The organism is Paraburkholderia tuberum STM678 (genome assembly GCF_902833905.1).
Classification (GTDB): Bacteria; Pseudomonadota; Gammaproteobacteria; order Burkholderiales; family Burkholderiaceae; genus Paraburkholderia; species Paraburkholderia tuberum.
Genome location: NZ_CADFGP010000072.1, coordinates 14,279 through 33,061, shown reverse-complemented (window position 1 = coordinate 33,061; position 18,783 = coordinate 14,279). Strand labels below are relative to the sequence as shown.

Annotated in this window: 10 protein-coding genes and 3 pseudogenes; 2 read left to right on the top strand and 11 right to left on the bottom strand. The window is 61.5% G+C overall.

Translation table 11 applies throughout. The features are described 5' to 3' along the window. Both HWY30_RS42130 and HWY30_RS35760 read right to left on the bottom strand, forming a co-directional pair. A pseudogene (locus HWY30_RS42130) lies at positions 1-156 on the bottom strand (IS30 family transposase); the annotation flags it as partial. A gap of 69 nt (positions 157-225) precedes the next feature. Further along, positions 226-1,121: pseudogene (locus tag HWY30_RS35760) on the bottom strand (IS3 family transposase); the annotation flags it as partial. Between the two features lie 190 nt (positions 1,122-1,311). Here HWY30_RS35760 and HWY30_RS35755 point away from each other — a divergent pair. Continuing rightward, positions 1,312-1,449: pseudogene (locus HWY30_RS35755) on the top strand (IS5/IS1182 family transposase); the annotation flags it as partial. A gap of 16 nt (positions 1,450-1,465) precedes the next feature. Here HWY30_RS35755 and HWY30_RS35750 read toward each other — a convergent pair. Both HWY30_RS35750 and HWY30_RS35745 read right to left on the bottom strand, forming a co-directional pair. Beyond that, the gene (locus HWY30_RS35750; protein ID WP_167368850.1) at positions 1,466-2,248 is read right to left on the bottom strand and encodes an N-acetylmuramidase domain-containing protein; all 783 of its coding nucleotides are present in this window, start codon (positions 2,246-2,248) and stop codon (positions 1,466-1,468) included. A gap of 11 nt (positions 2,249-2,259) precedes the next feature. Beyond that, the gene (locus tag HWY30_RS35745) at positions 2,260-2,985 is read right to left on the bottom strand and encodes an SLATT domain-containing protein (protein WP_090812377.1); all 726 of its coding nucleotides are present in this window, start codon (positions 2,983-2,985) and stop codon (positions 2,260-2,262) included. A 111-nt stretch (positions 2,986-3,096) separates the two neighbouring features. On the opposite strand from HWY30_RS35745, the gene HWY30_RS35740 reads away from it, so the two are divergent. Next, the gene (locus HWY30_RS35740; RefSeq protein WP_090812378.1) at positions 3,097-4,089 is read left to right on the top strand and encodes an IS5 family transposase; all 993 of its coding nucleotides are present in this window, start codon (positions 3,097-3,099) and stop codon (positions 4,087-4,089) included. 119 nt (positions 4,090-4,208) lie between these two features. On the opposite strand, the gene HWY30_RS35735 is transcribed toward HWY30_RS35740, so the two are convergent. From HWY30_RS35735 to HWY30_RS35705, 7 genes are all read right to left on the bottom strand, one after another. Then, the gene (locus HWY30_RS35735) at positions 4,209-4,547 is read right to left on the bottom strand and encodes a hypothetical protein (RefSeq protein ID WP_090812379.1); all 339 of its coding nucleotides are present in this window, start codon (positions 4,545-4,547) and stop codon (positions 4,209-4,211) included. A 249-nt stretch (positions 4,548-4,796) separates the two neighbouring features. Continuing rightward, a complete protein-coding gene (locus HWY30_RS35730; protein ID WP_208524354.1) occupies positions 4,797-6,269 on the bottom strand; it encodes a TRAFs-binding domain-containing protein in 1,473 nt (490 codons plus the stop codon). Then, positions 6,175-6,756, bottom strand: coding sequence for a hypothetical protein (locus HWY30_RS35725; RefSeq protein WP_167368852.1), 582 nt, complete (start codon positions 6,754-6,756; stop codon positions 6,175-6,177). Before HWY30_RS35725 ends, HWY30_RS35730 begins: the two co-directional genes overlap by 95 nt. Before the next feature lie 51 nt (positions 6,757-6,807). Then, positions 6,808-8,829, bottom strand: a complete 2,022-nt coding sequence (locus tag HWY30_RS35720; RefSeq protein ID WP_090812382.1) for a CHAT domain-containing protein — start codon at positions 8,827-8,829, stop codon at positions 6,808-6,810. Between the two features lie 2 nt (positions 8,830-8,831). Continuing rightward, positions 8,832-10,433 carry a metallophosphoesterase family protein gene (locus HWY30_RS35715; RefSeq protein ID WP_090812383.1) on the bottom strand — a complete coding sequence of 534 codons (1,602 nt, stop codon included), beginning with the start codon at positions 10,431-10,433 and terminating at the stop codon, positions 8,832-8,834. Positions 10,434-10,609: 176 nt separating this feature from the next. After that, positions 10,610-14,050: an ATP-binding protein gene (locus HWY30_RS35710; RefSeq protein ID WP_143037345.1), complete on the bottom strand. Its 3,441-nt coding sequence runs from the start codon at positions 14,048-14,050 to the stop codon at positions 10,610-10,612. A 386-nt stretch (positions 14,051-14,436) separates the two neighbouring features. Further along, positions 14,437-18,624: a DUF4062 domain-containing protein gene (locus tag HWY30_RS35705; RefSeq protein WP_090812385.1), complete on the bottom strand. Its 4,188-nt coding sequence runs from the start codon at positions 18,622-18,624 to the stop codon at positions 14,437-14,439. Between the last annotated feature and the right edge of the window lie 159 nt (positions 18,625-18,783).

The following is an 18,783-nucleotide window of genomic DNA, read 5'->3' as shown; positions in this document are numbered from 1 at the left end:
GCGCGAGCCTACCGCTTGAGATACGCCTACCGCCTCCGCTGCTTTCTCGCTTGTAATGCCCGTTGCGATCTGTTGCCAATACCGACGCTCCATCACATGTCCAAGTGATGGCGCACCCGGCGAGTACATCGCTTCTCGCCCTGTCAACCGATACACCTGCTTTGCACTTCGTCCCATGCAACACCTCCTCGATCAAAGGTGTTGCAACGACCGGTTGAATCCGCCCTGGCTACCCCGGTCGCTGTGCACGATTACGCCGGCTTCCGGGTGGCGCCGGAACCACGCCATACGCAGTGCGTCCGTGACCAGCTCAGCCTTCATGTGCGGCTGCATCGACCAGCCCACCACCTGCCGGCTGAACAGGTCGATGATGACCGCGAGGTACACCCACCCCTCGGCTGTCGCCAGATAGGTGATATCGCTCGTCCAGACCTGGTTCGGTGCAGTGGCGGTGAAATTGCGCTCCAGCAGATTCGGCGCCACCGGCAAATCGTGGTTCGAGTTCGTCGTTGCGATGTACTTGCGCTTGTGGCGAGCGCGAATGCCATGCTGCGCCATCAGCTTGCGAACCCGCTCCTTGCCCACGCGCACGCCACGCGCGAGCAGTTCCTTCCACATGCGCGGCCAGCCGTACTCGCCCTTGACCTGCGCGTGAATCGCCTTGATGTTTGCGAGCAGTGCATCGTCGCTCACGCGGCTTCGGTGCGGCCTGCCCTGCGCGGCGCGTTGCCGGCGCTGATGATATCCGCTGGGGCTGACCTCCAGCACTTCGCACAGCACCGAGACCGGCCAGTGGCGTCGATTGCGCTCAATGAATGCGTACTTCACATCGATTCCCTGGCGAAGTACGCAGCGGCTTTTTTTAAAATATCTCGCTCCATCTTCAGGCGAGCTACCTCCGCACGCAGCCGGGCCAGCTCCATCTGTTCCGGGCTTACTGGCTTTGTCCCAGCTCCCGCAAGCTTGCCTTCCCGCTCTGCCTTCACCCAGTTGTACAGCGTCTGTTCAACCACACCCAGTGTCGCCGCCACTGCTGCCATGCTTTGCCCGGCCTTGACCAGTCGCACCGCTTCCAGCTTGAATTCGAGCGTGTACTGTGCCCGCTTTGCCTTGCCTGTCATCGTTCTTCTCCTTGCGTGAGTTTACCTGCTCAGCAAGGGATTCGTTTTTCGGGGGCAAGCTCACACTTTCGAAATGTCAGGCCATGAAAATTCGTCCGGACCCTGACTTCCAAAGCGACATGAGCAAGCTAATTATCGGATGTCGCGAATACGTTTAATAATATAAGAAGTGCAGAAAGCGATGGACATGCTGGCTGAAGCGCCGGAACAGGCGGCAATCCCGAGCGACACCGCGCCGGAGGTCGTCATCGCGGACCGTGGATACAAGGATGTCATGATCGGCCGCGTGAAGGTCTACTACCTGGGCTTGCGGCGAGGCATTGCACGCTAGACCGATTAAAGGATTAGGCGCCGGAATTTTTCTTGAGAGCATCGAGCGTCTGATCGTCCAGCTCGGCAGTGACGTTCAACCCGTTGGCGCGCTGAAAGGCAATCACGGCAATGCGAGTCCCGTCACCAAGCACGCCGTCGACACCGTGCGTGTCAAAGCCCAAGTACGTAAGACGCGCCTGTGCTGTCCGCAATTCAATGCTCGGTGTACCCTGAATCAAATATAGTTGCTGATAATGCAGCAGCTTATCGTCGTAAGCATTTTTCCTGTAGTCCTGCCCGTTGTAGAAGAAGGCAACGCGCGCCCAAATCTTCCTTTGGAATGCCGACGCAAGAGAATCATTGTTCATGATGAAGCGCCGAGCTCCATCGAGCTGAGCATCTTCATTGACGACGAAGGCCTTCACCATGTCTTCGGCGCTCCCATAGCGTAGCTTCGCTGCATTGAATCCCATTAGTTGCGGCAAACCCCACGACGCGCTTTCGAGTGCCGCCTGCCTGTTGAGCTGCATCGCGCGTGCAAGACGGTCGTACTCGTCCGCTCCTCCGCTGTAGCCGCCCGGCTTACTGGAGCTGATGTCGGGGTTCGACGCATCAAAGCGGCCGCCCGTACGGGTGTGAAAGACATGCCGCTCGAAAAGAATCTTTGGGCGGCGATCCGCGAGAAAACCAAAACCTTTGGTTTCCACCGTTACCAGCGCCCATAGCGAAGATGCGTCAACTCTCAGCTCGCTGACAACAGCGTCGAATCCTTTTTGCGTCAGAGGCGACGCTGCGCCGACAAACATACTGTTCATAACGGGCTCCGTCATAGTGCGATGGTCAGCGGCTTGTCCTCGTCGTCAATCGAGAGGTTCTCGTGCAGCTCGTTTCGCACTACTTCCCCTCCGCGCCGGCCGGTTGCGACGATCGCATGATCTCTTCCGGGATCGACGCCCAGTTCGACGAATCCATCCTCAGGTACGACCATCTCCACTTCGTCCACCGTGAGTCGCAGCGTGCCCGCGTCCAGCGTGTCAACGCCTTCGATTGCGAGGCGCGCATTGACGGTCGGCACGCTTTTCGCTTCGTCCGCGTCTGCATCCACCGGCGCGGGCGCGAGCGCAATGGCCTGCGCAGACCGGTCCGTGTTATTGCCGGCGGCGCTCGACCCCGTGGTCGCCCCTGCGGCACCCGCGTCATGCTCCGCGGCTGTGCCGGTTTGATCGCCCGGCGCACCGCTCAGCGACACTTTGAGGTTCGGATTGTGATCAAATGTGTCGATCATCTGGCTGAACCGCTTCGCCCATTGCTTCGTTTCGTCTTCCGCCAGCCATTCGATCTTGATGACAAAATCGCGCAGAATCGACATGAAAGGCACGGGTGTCTCCTTGCCCATCACGGCACCTTGCGCCTCTGCCATGGCTTGCGCCCAGGTAAAGCGAAAGTCCGCCAGCAGAACTTCGAGCCTCGCTTGCGATTGACGGAAGCGAATCCACGAACCGGACGCATCGAAGAACTGGTCGAAGACCACGAGCGCGCCCGCAATGGCCAATAAGACATAGCCTATCTCCGCTAGGGAAGCGCTGATTTATTCAGCTCGGTGGTCATCGTTGGCGTAGCTGAGGACGTTATAGAAGGCAACTCACGGAACAGACTCACACTGATGAAGAGGCAGATCGGCTTCGCCGAAGCGGAAATTGCAGGCAAGAAGCGAGTGACGAGGCGCCAACGCTTCCTCGCCGAGATGGAGAAGGTCGTTCCGTGGCAGCGCTTGCTGTCGGCAATCGAGCCGCACTATCCGAAGGGCACGCGAGGCCGCCCGCCGATTGGCCTGGAGCGAATGCTGCGAATCTACTTCCTGCAACAGTGGTACGGGCTGTCGGACGAAGGACTGGAAGACGCGCTGTATGACAGCATCGCGCTGCGAGCCTTCGCCGGCATCGATCTGGCAGTTGAGAACGTGCCTGATGCGACCACGCTGTTGAAATTCCGGCGCCTGCTGATCGAACACGAACTGACACGGAAGTTGTTCGACGAGATTGGCATCTCGCTGTGCGAGCGTGGGCTGATGATGAAGGAAGGCACGCTGGTTGACGCAACGATCATTGAAGCGCCGCCGTCGACCAAGAACGCCGGGAAGAGTCGTGACCCGGAAATGCATCAGACGAAGAAGGGAAACGAATGGCACTTTGGAATGAAAGCCCACATTGGCGTCGATGCCGATTCGGGCCTGATCCACAGTGTGGTTGGCACATCGGCCAACGTGTCGGATGTATCGCAAGCGCATGCCCTGCTGCACGGACATGAAGAGCAGGCGTTCGCCGACGCGGGCTACATTGGCGTAGACAAGCGCGAGGAAATGGCGGGCAAGACCGTGAAGTGGCACGTCGCTGCCAAGCGGGGAAAGATCAAGGCGATGCAGGACGGGGCGCTGAAGAACCTGGTGATCGCGGTCGAGCGAACCAAGGCGCAGATCCGGTCGCGGGTTGAGCATCCATTCCATATCGTCAAGAACCTGTTTCACCATCGCAAGACGCGATACAAGGGCTTGGCCAAGAACACCGCGCAACTGTTCAGCCTGTTCGCTCTTGCGAATCTGGTGATTGCGCGAAATCTGTCGCGATCGGTCCATGGGAGCAATCCGTCATGCGTATAAAAAATGCGAGCAGGGAGCCTCGTTTGCGCGTCCAATTCACCGAGTTGAGCATCGATTCGCTTCGTCATCCGGAAAATTCGACGGCATCTCGTCTGCAACTTGGGCAGTTGGTCCATTGATCAGCGCTTCCCTAGCGGCAACGCAGCGATTATGTCGAGCCAAGTTGAAGGGGCGTTCGGCGTCTTGCCGACTGCGGCGATCTTGACTAGAAACGTAAGCAGGATGGGTGCGAGCGTTCCGAGTGCAAACAGCAGTAGTGACGTGAAGCGGATCCGCTTGGCGACGGCAGCGCGCTCAGCGGCCTTTGCGTCGTACCAGTCGATCCGGTCGGTCGCGTGTGTGACGGCCGTCGAGAACAACTGGCCCAAGGTCGCCTCCCACGCAGCCTCCTGGTATTGATCCGGCCGGGCGGGAAATTGCCGGTATGCGCCACCGTGTGCTTCATTCGGAGTAGCCATGATGTTCTCGCGATGAACCTGCTATACGCATCGGTGAGCAGTTTGCAGAGCTCGTCGTTGCGAGTTGCCAGACTTTTTCTTCATCACGGTGTCGAGTTGAGATGAAGACATCAAAGAACTCAGGAATACTCGCTTTCTCTTCGGCCACGATAACCCCCGTAACGACTGCGTGTTCCTGGCGCTTCCAAATGCATGCACGGCACCTCCTGCGGAGATATCACGGGGTGGAGAGCCCGCGCCGCGAACGCCTCATGTCCCGTCGCTTTGTATGCCCGATTGCGTGGCCAGCCAGTCGGCCACCGCGACGAGCCGCGCGTGTTGAGCCTCGTCCGCGACCAGCCGCGTGGCCACGCGCATATCGTCCAGCACACTCTTGATCTTCCACCGCGTGACATCTTCGCGGGCCACCTTTTGCGCGAGGTCCTCGGCGAGATCCGTGTTACCGTCGTCGAAGGCGAGGGCTAGCCACGTCGGCCTTAGCCATTCGTCCGTGATGCCATGCCGGAATGCGCGGTCGCAGGCAGCCTTCGCGAGCGCCAACGCGGTTTGCGCGAGCTTCAAGTCTCCGTCGCGATTGCGCTCTCGGTACAGACGCGGAAGATTCGACGCGCAGTAGAACTCGTTCAGGTCAAGATCCATGCCCCGCTCGTAGTAGTCGATTGCCTGGTCGCGCAACCTCGACCGCGTTTTCGGATCGTCGGTCTTCTGGTACAGCCGTTTGTACCGGCCTCCCAGCAAGCCGAAACGTTCTGCCGACGGCCCGGCTGTCGCCACCAAAGCCTCTAGTAGAACGATCGCAGTTTGCACGTCGCCCGTCTCCGAAACGGCGAACGCGCGCTGGGTCTGCACCTCGGGCTTGTCGCGGTATTCCCGCGGCAGCTTGTCGATGAAGTCGAGCAGCTTGCTCCAGTCGGCCTTTTCCTCGATCGAATCACGCAGTAGCAGCAGCAACGCGAACACCACGCTCCCAATCAAGGGCGGCACACCGTGCTCCTTCACCAATTCCTGCGCCGCCTCCATGCGCTCATTCCTGGGTAACTGGCGCACGTTGCGCACGGCGGACTGGAACACAGCGAGCTCCATCATGTGCTGCTTCATCGTAGATGCGAGGGCCGGATCCGGGTTGCCCGGGAAGCCGCTGATTGCCTTGAACATCGGCGATTCGCCGTCCGTGAGCGTACTGATGCCGGGCATGATGCACTCTTTAATGTGCTGCGCGGTGTCTTTGTCGATATCGCCGTTCGAGAGCGGATAGCGTACCGTGCGCATCTGCGCCACGTCGAAGAGCGGCTGCGACCAGTCCGCCGCGAGCAGCACGCAGCCCGTCTGCCTGGCCGCGTGCCGGATGCCGACCTCGTAGTAGACGTTCCCATTGGGGATGGTCATGTCGGCGAGCACGAGGTCCGCGTAGAAGATGCGCTCGAGCATCTGCGTGATAATCATCGAGCCTGTGTCCTGATCCGCGCGCACGGGCTCGTAGCCCAGCGCCTCGATCACGGGTACATAGGCCAGGTCCCATAATGCATTGAAGTCGATCTCACCCGGAGCGTGCGCGGGGTCGGCCTGCGTCCGCTTGCGCCCGTAGGGCATGATGACGAAGCAAAACGGTTTGGGCATGATAGGCTCACTATGTCGATCCGAGCGGATGGATGGGCTGCTCGGCAACGCCGCCGGCCGCGGTGACAGCCTCGTACATATGGCCGGCGCCGCCCGGCCCGTCACCCGCCTGGCCGTCCCAGACGCAAATGAAATGAACCTTTTGTGCCCCGCGCCCCAGCGCACGTTTGAGCATCCGCAGGTTGTTGCGCTCGTAGGGCGATGCCTGACGTTCCGCGTCCGTGCGGGGTTCGGGCAGCACGAAAGTGCGCGCGTACTCATGCGCCCGCGCGGCTTCGAAGCGCGCGTGCCAGTCCGAGTTCGCAAAGTCGACCGAGTCCTTCACGAAAACCTGCGGCTCGAAGGGCAGATAAAGATCGAGATGCGCGCCGCGCCCGAGCATGAGTTCCGCGAAGATCAGGTCGCCGCCGCATGCACCGCCGCAGATGGCGAGGTCGGCGCTGCCAGCCTGGAGATCGTCGAGCACTGCAGTCATGTCTTTCGTCACCGCGCCTTCCCGTTCGGGCGGGAAGCGCGGCTGCGGTCGGTCGGGGCGGTCGATCATGTGCCCACTGAAGAGAAAGACATGCTTCGGTGAAAAGTTTTCAGTCACCCTGGCGCTCCTTGTCGATGTCCGCCGAATGGCGTCCCAAGCGCTGCGTGCTCAATAGTTCCATTCAGGTTCTTCACCAGCTGGCAACGCACTGAGCATCTGTTCCGCAATTCCTTGCAGCCCGGGCCATTTCCCGCCGATCATGGGGCCGAACCACTCAAGATAACGAAGGATCTGGCGCCGGGTGGAAAACACGTGAAACGATGATGCACCCGCCAGCTCAACCAAGCTGCGGCAAGCGTGGATCGCCTTGTCCGTCGATGCTCGGTCAGGAGGGAGTGGAACATCCTTCAGCCAGGGTTCGATCAGGCTCAGCTCGGCGATATTGCCGTGGGCCCAGGCGCGGTCGTAAATGGAACCGTTCTCGGCGTCGTTCTGCGATTGGGCGTCCGCCGTGATCCACAAAGGCCTTACCTTGGATTCCGCCCAGTCCGAAAGCGGCAGCCGGCCCAAAGACCGCAGGAACAACGTGAGCGACACATATTGCACGAGCTCCCAAGGATGCGATCGGTTCAGCAGATAGGCTTGCCAATACCAGGTTCGCGCGTGCTCAAGCTTGTCCAGCACTTCGTTGCTGCCTTTCTTCGTCGTGTGGGTAGCGAATTTGAGCGATTGGTAGAGCATGTGCGCTTCGCGCTTCTCGGTGCTCGCAAGCTGCGCCAGAATCCGGGCCCTATGGGCAGGATACGCTTCATTCGCCGCTTCGAGCCGCTCCTTGGCATAGGCAACTTTTGTCTGCACGTGGCGGAGCATCTCCTGACGTTTGTCCTCGTCGAGTGCATGATGACGCTCACTGGTGTTGGATTCCCGGTCGGAAAACGCCACCATGACACGATCCGACACACGCAATGCAGTATTGATGCTGCCCATGGCCTGCTGAATGCACGCGTTGGCCAGCTGATCGTCGAAATTGGGCGGCAGCGATGCATACGCGACGATACTCGCCCAGTCGTGCTGGTCCTTGAACCAGGCGTGCAGCCTCCTGCGCAGGCCGACCAGCAGTTTGCGCGGGTCTTCGCCCCAGAGCAGGCCCTGATAGAGATCCTGCACGAGCATCACCGAGCCGCCGAACGACAACGGGTACTGGCTCGCGATCACGAGCGGAATGCCTGCCTCGTGCAACGCATGTCCGACACTCGCCCCGACACCCGTCACGCCGCCACCATTGCCGCCGTTGCAGCTCGCGAGCGTCACGACGGCGGGCCGCACGAACTTGCCAGCCTTGTCGCGGCACGGCGTGCGCAGGATGCTCGCGAGCCGGGCACCGGAGACGACCTCATAGCCATTCGGTTCTGTATGCGAGATCAGCGCGACGCCGAACCGCTGGTCGTAGCCGCCCGGCAAATCTACGCCATGCGCGAGGATGTGGACATGCGTGTAATCGTTGGCCGCGCAGGCGCGCTCAAGGCTCGCGACTGTCGCGTCTGGTAGCACGGACAGCCGGTCCTCGACGATCTCGAGCCGCTCGTCGTCGTCAAGATCGTCAGACAGCGGGAGCCATGGCGCGAGCGCCTCGCGCAGCGCGAGCAGATGCGCGCCGGCCGGCACTTCCTCGAACCCAGGCGGGGAGGCATAGGCGAACAGTATGCGCGGCTTGCTCGGCCAGCGGACGAACTCCTCAGGCACGCGCCGCGTCTCGCGTGTGATGCAGAGGGGTTGCTGTGTCTGCAGGGCAAGCGGGTGGCCTTCGCCGGGACAGCCGCCGGGCGCGGTCGCGAGCTCGAAGGGCAGGAGCGCGAGCTCAGAGGCGGACAGGATCAGCCGCAAGTGCGTGACCGGCTCCTCGCTCGTGGCGTCGGCGCTGCGGCGGTTGAGGTCGGCGGTCAGGCCGGGAATTTCGCCGAGCAGCTTGCCCAGCACCGCTGCAGTGTCGCTGAGCTGAAATTCGCGCACCTCCGGTCCGAGCTGGTAGCTGAGCGCGCGCAGCCGGTGGAGCATCTGATTGTGCTCGAACGGCACATGCAGCGTCACCGCGCTATGGTTTTCGCACAGCGCGATATAGGCCGTGAGCGGTGAGAGCAACTGGTTGTGCGATGGGCCCTGACGGAGCAGTTCGAGTGTGATCTTGCGCATCGTCAGTTATCCCGAAGGCTGTTGCTAGTGGTATGGAGTGTGAACTCGTTTTCCGCGTGCTTGACCACCTGCCGCAACTCGGCTTTCGCGCCGTTGCCGCCGTCCTTCTTCCATATGGCCACGACCGTGCATGGGTGCATGACCAGTGATCCGGAGCGAAAGCTGTCGAGCGTCGACATGTCGCCACCGTTGAGCACGTCAAAAACCTCCTCAAACTTTCGCGGATCGCTCCGTGTCTCGGAATCGATGCGGATCAGCCGCGCCCAGGTCCCGCTGTTGAAGTACCGCCCCTTGCCGTTTCGGCGGCGTAACGCGCGCGCGAGATGCGTGTGTCCCGCGACAATGATGTCGATCTCCGGGCCGATCTCCTTATCGAGCAGCTCGGCGGTTTCGTCACGCGCCGTGATGTCGAAGCTCCGATCCTTGTCGAGCTTTTCGAGCGCCTCGCGCAATACTTCGCTCGTCGGCGCGTCGCGCGACCACTTGACCAGCGCGGTCACCATGTCAAGCCGCTTACCCTGCTCGTTCGCGACGAACGCGAGTGGATCGACGCCTTGGCGAACCAGGGCATCGGCCACCGCGAGCATGGCGCGTCCATCACGCTCCTGGCGCGAAGCGGGCAGCTCCACCGGATTGAGCAGGCCGCCGGGCACGGGCACGGGCTGCACCGGATCTCCGGCCGGCAGTTCCTTTATTCCCAGCATGCCGCCCGGCTTGTACATGCCGGCCCAGGCGCGCGCGAGCCCCACGTTGGCCAGCCTGATCGCGCTGTTGAAGTCGAGCATAGCCTCGGGCGCGCAGGCCGCAAGCGTCGGCACGACGCCCTCCGCTTCCGGCTTGAGCAGATCGACGAACGGATACTTGCGCTTGATCGAATTCATCACGTCGATAACCATGCGCGTGCCGGCGTTGGGAATCCACGGGTCGACAGTGCGCCTCAACTGCTTGTCCCGGCCGATTTGCCTTATCTTCTCGAAGTCAGCCGGATTCCATCGATCCACCTCGTTGCCATGCACGCACAATACGGACTGGCCACCGACGTCGCAGTGCACGCCCGAACCGTCGAACACGAAATGCAGGCGCGCGTGCGCTCCGCTCGAGAGAGGCGCGTCCTTCGTCAGGATCTGCTTGAGGCGCTCGCGCACCCAGGGCAGCGCGAGCTCCAGATCGTGATTGCCAAGGTTCACGATCAGGCGACGCCTGGCCTGCTGGAGAAAGACCGGGAACGCATCGAACACTGGCCTGAACGTGGGGTCCTGCAACGCGATGCGCTCGAGCTTCGCAACCGCGCCGTCCGGGTCGAAGTAGGTGGCGTTCGGTTCAGCGAGGAAATCGATAAAGTCGCCGTTGATGACAAGCGCGATCTCCTTTTCGGGATCGCGTCTTGCGAGGTCGTTGATCAGCCACGCGAGTTCGCTGGCGGAGCCGAAGATCTGGAAGCCCGGGGTGCCGCCGAGATGGAGATCGGAAATGACGTAAACCTGATCGACGCTGTGCATCGGAATCAATTCGGCCTCCCCCTGTCCAAGTCCATCAATGCGCGGCGCGGGACGCGTGCCCGGATGCAGGCGCGATCGCGCCTGCACGACCTCGCGCCGCGCCATTCTCGCTCTTTTTGTAAGAAGATAGGTGACGCGAATCGCGCCCTGGAAGGCGATGTGTTGCCGAGTGTGCGGCCTCGCACATTGGAAGCGCACTTCCGTCCCGGATGCCGACGGAATCGACGCGGCAGGTCGCAGGCTTCGTCGAGTGTGTTCGCTGAAATGGTGTCAGGCGCCAACTATTTTGAATCGAATAGGGTACGCACCCGGCTCCTTAGCGACGAAGCCTCTATGCCGAATGCTTCATCGTCAAAGATATGCTGAAAACCCAGGTCCCGGAGTTCGGCTGCCGTGTCATTGACGGGCTCGGTCTGCGCGCTGCTCGCAACGAACGGAGAACGAACGTCCTTCGGCTGCCGCATGATGATCGCGATGGTGTCGTCTTGACGTGACATCTCCCGGATTACCTGGATCTCGTGATCCACGCCGGCGTTCCCCAAGGTGCTTCCCGCCGGAAGCAGCAGAATCACGACAGCCGCCTCTGCGATAAGTGAAAACGCCACCCTGCGCCACTCGACGTCCGTGACGAAGAGCTTTGTCGGCAGCGTCGGTGGTTTTGGGTCGAGCACGTTCAGAACCGTCAGCGGGTTAATATCCTGAGGGAGTACGGTGCACGCTTTATCTACGAGATGGGTTTCTTTCGGGTCCAAACTGAACATTCGCCACTTCACCCTCGGGTCCTCGGACGCGTCGACCACGCCATGAAACGACTCTGGCATCTCGTGGATCGCCACGTCCATCGAGAATGCACGAAGTATTAGCGTGAATTGCGCTTTACCCGCGAGCCGGTTCGCAATGAGCGCTTTTGCGCCGCTGGACGAACAGGTGATCTTGTCTCTCGCAATCATGTCCTCCGCGGAGGGACGCATACCGTTTATCCTGGCGAGAGCCAGCTGGTAGCGAACTGAGTCTAATTCGGGAACTCCCTCGTCTTCGAGTTTGCGGAGTTCACGGCTCGGTTCACGCATCAACATGTCGAACAGCGCAATGGCGCGATCCGGCGAGTAGTCTGCAAGCTCGGAAATAAAGTGGGCGAGGAACGTTCGTCGTTCCACCGGATCGCGCGCCAGCTCCGACGAGCTGGCGTAAGCGCGCGCGATGTGCTGCACTCGAGACATATTGGTCGCGATCTGATCAATTGCCCATTCCGGGCCATGCAAAGAGGCAGTCTTTACTAGTCGGACGATCAACCGTGGCAAGCGTCGACGCTGCAGTGCTTCGAACTCGAGTGGAAGTTCGTTGAGCGCCGCCTCGATCTCGCTCGAAGCAGGCGCGTCAGCGTCTCTCCACCGCAGGATCATCCGCAGTGCTTCAAGCATGATCGGCGCAGACTTGGCCACGATACCGGAAGCCAACAAGGTCAGAGCCGCCTTTCGTTGAAATCGCAGGGTTTCATCAACCGTGAAATCAAAGTTGACGCATCCGGCCCACGGAATAAACGTCAGGTTCATCAACCGCTGGCCGGTGATCGCCTGATGCAAACCCGCTATCGCGAATTGTTGATGGGTGATCAGGCGTTCGCCTCGATCGACCAGTACGTCGGGATAAATAGCGATAGGCTCCCCGGAAACCGAGCGCTTCAATAAGATGAAAATTGATTGAACCTGGAAGGGAAAACGGCAACTAGTACAACTCTCGTCTCCACGAATATTTCTTTTAAAGTTTGCAAAACGGGGGGAATCGGCATCCTCATGAATGACCACCGGTAGCGTGATTTCTAGCATCGCCTGGCAGCGAGGGCACGCAATATCGGCAATTCCGAAAGTCGACGCCCCCTCGGTTTCCAAACGCATCGTCCCGGTCGACCGATCATCGGTTTCAGGCATCAGGAGCAAACTCACGACATCGATCGGCTTCGCCTTATCGGGAAGTTGCAAAACGTCATGCCGGAAACGCTTGAAGTAGGCCCTCTCCAGTCTCACGATGCCGAGGTTGGCCGATATTTGGGCCTGGACACGTTGCGCAATATTGGCCACGCCATCACGTCCCAAGAACTCGAGTTCGTCGAGCGCCGCTTCCAGGGACTTGACGTACTCGGATAACGCAACGCTTTCGAGCACGTTCAACTCGCGAAGTGCACAGTCGAGTGCCTTGCGGGCGCGACCCAATGAAACGTCTAGCCCGTGATGTGCAGCCAGTATCGTCATGCTCACCAAGTTGGCATTCGCAGTGACGTATGGCTCGCCGCTGCTGAACTCAATGGCTTCCTCGAGCAAGGCGATAGAGCGATCGAACAGGTCAAACTCGTGAAAATCCCGAAGCCGACGCCCAAGTGCCACGGCAAGCATCCTGATGGCGGACTCTGCCAACTCCGTGTTCTTCGCCGCTCGAGCTTCTGCGATGGAGCGTTCAAACGCCTCACAGGCCTCAGCAAGACTCTTCTGATCGGTTTCGGGTGCCGGGCTTTGTTGATTCAGGTGAGAAAACCTTGTATCGCCAGTCAGACTGACTCCGACCAGCTTGTAGGCAACGGAACTCAATTCATGTTTGCCTGATTCAAACGCCAGCAATGCGGCTGCTCGCGCATACGATCGAACGCGAGACAAGACCTCGGCATCTTTTTCCGGAGATAAGCCTCGTTCCACTTTCATCCAAGCGTTCGCGCGCAAGAGTTGGGTCTGCGCCCCGGCCGACATGTCTCTCGACCGTTCGCGCGCGGCATCCAGTACATCCATATAAAAATCGTAGCGAACGGCGGCACCCTCGTTGTAGCCACGTGGCAACAGATCTATCGCCCGGATCAATCGGCACGCGCAGTCGAACATGCCGTCTTCGTTGCGAAGCTGCTGAAACGTGTCGAACGCCCGATCGAGGTAAATTGCGCTGTCACGCGCACGCTCGATCGACCCCGCTGACGGGCGAAGCTCAGCGAGCGAAGCCGCAACGAGGTTTGCGTTCGCCCACGCATCCGGATCCGCGAGCGGATCGTAGGCTGCCATGAACTCGTTGATCTGGCGCCACGCTGCATCGAAGGTTCGCTCTGCCTGATCGAGCGGCTCCTGCGCTGCTCGCAAGCGACTCAATCCTATTTGAGAGAGATATAGCGAAGCGTCCGCGGCCTGCTGGACTGCACCGGTCACGCGGTAGCTGTCGTGCGCAGTCGTGAAAAGCACCTCTAGTCGGCGCAGTGCGTCCTCGTCCTCAGGAAAACCCTCACCCCGAATAACAAACATGCCCGCGTTGTAGCCCAGCGGACCGCATCTGCGAGGATCGCCTTGTATTTCAGGATCCGCGAGCGCATCCGCACAAGCGTGAAGGGCGTCGCCCAGTTGTTTCCCGGTCAAGCCGCGCGATACCTGTATGTAGGCTTCCGCGCGCAAGTGGAGGAACTCTGATCGGAGTTGAGCGAGATCGATGCGCGCGAGCCAGGCGATGCCGGCATCGGCATGGGCCAGGATTGGCGCAAGCCGTTCGACACTCCGCTCGACGTTCACGCGAAGCAGGGCACGCGCCGCATAATAGTGAAGTCCGACGCATACCTCTGGGCACTGCGAGTAGTCATGGTCCGCGAGCGTCCGCTGGATTTTCTCGATCAACCCCCACAAAGACGGCCCATCTCCCGCGGAGTTCGCCTCCTTAAGAAGAGTCAGGCCGATGTCACGAGGACTCGTCGCGCCCATTCCTTTCCCCTTGGACACAGATCACGAGATCAGTTTAGGCGTACATATGTCGCGATGCCAGACAGTGCGTTGCCCGGATACGCATTCATACGCAATCCTCAGACCTATCGAACAGCGGTCTTCATCCATCCGTCGAGACCGCGACATTCTCCCCACGCTCGAATGTCATCTTCCGATGCCGACAACGTGCCTCACACCGGCCCGGGTGCATCGAGGCCAGCTCTTTCACTTCTATTTCGACGATGCAGGCGTGTTGCGCTCGACGCAAAAGAGCCCGGACCCGCTTCATGGTCACCTCGACGATAATCCGTCGAAGTGAGCGGCATGGACGCCAGGCGCGTTGCAATGCGATCGCGAAGCGGTGGCGCGCGAAAAGCGTTCAATCGCTAATGGTTATCCTGCGGATGATTGCGGTCTTCATTGCCGGCGCGCGCCTCGCCGCCGTGCTCACCGGACGGACCGCCCGGGTGCACGGGCGCCTGGCCGATTCTCAGGAAATAGATATGGCCCGTCGCATCCCCTATGAGAAGTAAATTCGTATCAACCATCAACGCGCCCCTCGGACTTCCTTCACAGACGTAGCGGCCCGTCTCTTCCCCATCTTCAAGCCGCCACACCCGCAATGTGTGATCTGCCGACCACGACAGCGCCTGCCCGTCCGGCAGCAGCAGCGCGCCCTCCACCGTGCTCTTGTGGCCGGTGAGCGTCCGGCTTGCGCCCGTCGTCAGGTCCCATATCCGCAGCGTGTGATCCGCCGACCACAACAGCGCCTGCCCGTCCGGCAGCAGTAGCGCGCCCTTCACCGCCTTTTCGTGCCAGGTAAGCGCCCGACTTGCGCCCGTCGCCAGGTCCCACACGCGCAGCGTGCGATCCGCCGACCACGACAGCACCTGCCCGTCCGGCAGCAACACCGCGCCCCGCACCGGGCCTTTGTGGCCGGTCAGCGTCCGGCTTGCACCCGTCTCCAGGTCCCATATCCGCAGCGTGTCCGCCGACCACGACAGCACCTGCCCGTCTGGCAGCAGCAGCGCCCCCCCAACCGGCTTTTCGTGCCAGGTGAGCGCCCGACTTGCGCTCGTCGCCAGATCCCACATTCGCAGCGTGCGATCCGCCGACCACGACAGCGCCTGCCCGTCAGGCAGCAGCAGCGCGCCCTCCACCACGTCTTCGTGCCCGGTGAGCGCCCGACTCGCGCCCGTCGCCAGGTCCCACACTCGCAGCGTGCGATCCGCCGACCATGACAGCGCTTGTCCGTCCGGCAGCAGCAGCGCGCCTTCCACCGCCCCATTGTGGCCGGTGAGCGTCCGGCTTGCGCCCGTCGCGAGGTCCCATATCCGTAGCGTGCGATCCGCCGACCACGACATCGCGTGTCCGTCCGGCAGCGCCAGCGTCCCCTCCACGGCATCTTCGTGCCCGGCAGGCGCCTCGCTTACGCCGGTCGCCAGGTCCCACACCCTCAACGTGTGATCCGCCGACCACGACAACGCGTGCCCATCCGGCAGCAGCAGCGCGCCCTCCACCGCGCCTTCGTGGCCGTTGAGCATCCGACTCTCGCCCGTCGCCAAGTCCCACACCCGCAGCGTCCGATCCGACGACCACCCGCCACCGGACCACGACAGCGCCTGTCCGTCCGGCAGCAGCAGCGCACCCGCCACCGCGTTTTTGTGCCCGGTGAGCGCCCTACTCGCGCCCGTCGCCAGGTCCCACACCCGCAGCGTGCGATCCGCCGACCATGACAGCGCTTGTCCGTCCGGCAGCGACATCGCCCCCACGACAGCGTCTTCGTGCCCGGTAAGCGTCCGACTCGCGCCCGTCGAGAAATCCCATATCCGCAGCGTGTACGCCTTCCAGGCTCCCGACCACGACAGCACCCGCCCATCCGGCAGCAGCAGCGCGCCCCCCACCGCCTCTGTGTGGGCGTAGAGCGCCTTAGCTGCGGCGATCACCCGGTCTGCGACAGTCACCCGGTTTGCGCCCGTCGCCAGGTTCCATACATGCAGAGTGTCAACCGGCGGGCCCCACAGCCCCGCCGACCAAGCCCCCGACCATGACAGCACCAGGTCGTCCGGCAGCAGCAATGCGCCCCGCACCGGGCCCTGGTGGGCGGTGAGCGCCCGGCTTTCGCCCGTCGCCAGGTTCCATATCCGCAGCATGTCCGCAGACCACGTTAGCGCCTGCCCGTCGAGTAGCAGCAGCGCGCCCACCACCGCCTCTTTGTGGCCGGTGAGCACCCGGCTAGCGCCGGTCGCCAGGTCCCATATTCGCAGCGTGCGATCCGCTGACCACGAAAGCGCCTGTCCGTCCGGCAGCAGCAGCGCGCCGCCCACCGCGTCTTTGTGGCCAGTGAGCGTCCGACTCGTGCCCGTCGCCAAGTCCCATATCCGCAGCGTGTGATCCGCCGACCACCACAGCATCTGTCCGTCCGGCAGCAGCAGCGCCCCCCCCACCGCGTCTTTGTGGCCAGTGAGCGTCCGGCTTGCACCCGTCGCCAAATCCCATATCCGCAGCGTGTGATCCGCCGACCACGACAACGCCTGCCCGTCCGGTAGCAGCAGCGCGCCCCGCACCGTGCTTTGGTGTCCAACGAGCGTGAGCCGGAGCGCACCGCCCACGGGATCAAGCCTCGGGAAAAGCGCCCCCAACCTTTGGCGTGCCAGGCGTGGCGCGATCCTTTGAAGCAAGTCGTCAAGATCGTGCGCAAGGCCCGGCCGAAAGCGGCCAAAGAGCTGGTTTTCAAGCTGATCGGGATACGGGGCGAGCACGTGGGCAGACTTACGCAGTGCGTCGGCAAGCAATTCGACTGCTCGATCCTCCTTGCGGCTTGCTGTCTTATCTTCGTCTTGCTGCATGCTGAGGCGTTCGCAGTCCCCGATGATCGCAGCAACGCCGACCGCTGTGAGCTTGGCATGCAACCAGCCTGGATCGAACAGACAGTCACGCAAGCGTTCAGGTTGGCCTGCCTCGACGCAATGCCAGCCGAACCATCGCCAGGCATAGGAGTGATCGGACGGGATTCGAGCCGGAACGCCCCATGAATCGATCAAGCGCTGGTGAACGGCGGAGCGATTGCCCGCTAGGGCTGCCAATCCCGCCCGCACCACGTCATGCAGACGCACCGTATTTTCTTGCCGATTCCACGTAATGACATGCATCTGGTCGAGGGGACGCAGGAAATCTTCTTCAATCGTGAATTGGTCATTCCCCCACAGCTCAACGATAGCCCGCACCGGAATCGCGGTGTGCCCCGGGAAAATACCCAGCTCGTAGGCTCTAGGGCCGACTGCAGTCTGGCCCTCCTCTATCCCGATCTGCAACGTCAGCCGTACGGCCTGGTTGCGGCTCTCGGCATTCCGTACGTCCAAACCAAAGACACCGCGCCTGGACAGTAACTGGGTCACATGTTGATAGGCTGCCTCGATAGCTCCACGCGCATGGAACTCCTCGATGAGACGTGCGTTGGCCAACTCGAGTAACAGCGCCCAATTACCCAGCCTATCGGCAAGCTCACGAAAGCGAACGTCGTCCCTCGCAACCGGCAGATCACGCGCCAGCAGCGCAGCCGCCTGCTCCTTCGTCATCTCGTCGACGGGCACCGTCTGGGCCGTCGGAATCAACTGCTTGATGCGGGACGTGTACAGCAAACGGGCTGTACCCAACTCGCTAAAGGGTTTCAGATGAAGCGCATTCCATACGTCATCAACCACCAGCAGAACACCGCGCCTCGCGATTCGCTCGCTAACGGCGCGTCGCACGTCTTCCGCCGACATGAATGCGCTGTCCATGTCCCGAGCATCGGAACACAGCGCGTGGTACCACTCGGTGAGGCGAGCCTGAATATCAGGCGCCTGACCCAGCTCGGTCCAAAGCACCCCGCCGGGAAACGCGGCAATGATCTCAGGGTCGTGACATACGGCCGAAGCCAAGGTGGTTTTGCCGAAACCGCCCGCTCCTTGGATCGCCGCAGTGATCGCGACCGCCTGGTGTGACGTCCCGGACAGCAAGTTCCTTTTGATGTCAGCGGTCTCGCGTGCCCGAGCCACGAAGCCCACTGGCATGGGCGGAACGAGAAAGGGGCGCTTGACCGCACCGCTACGCAGGATGGCAGCCAACACGTCGGTGGCTAGCTGCTGCGAGTCGGCGAAGAACTGCCGCGTTTTTTCCGTGCCGAGTTCAGCGCGCAATGCCGTGATGCGCTTGCCGCTTTCGCCGTTTCCGGTCCAGTCGTCCCGATAACACTCAGGCCACTGCTCTCGGGTCGACTCGTCGCTCAGGAATAGCAACGTCGGAATGTGTCGCGTGAGAGCCCGGCGGTACTCCAGCTCGGTGATAGAAAGACCTGCCTCGTTCCCGTGCGCGATAGGAGGAACGAAGCCATAGCGCCAGCCGAAGACGCCGACATAGAGATCCGACTGAGCCACGTCCCTCAGGCAGAGATCCATGGGCCGGTCGTCGGCGGCGGTGTACGCCTCCATGCGTGCGACCTGGAGGCCGCCTTTTTCCAGCGCCTTGAATACGGCGTCGCGATAGTCCTTGAGGTCCACGTAGGTGGAGGAGAGATAAACGCGCAGGGCCATGGTGTGCGGCTCCGGAATGTGCGTGAACTTTCTCTTCTATAGCTCGTTCGGCGCGTAATAGCAAAGGCATCCCCTCGACAAAGGGCACGCCAACAACCATTTTCCGACTTGACAGTAAGTGACTCGATCCGCCCCACCGCGCTCAACGACGCAACTCAG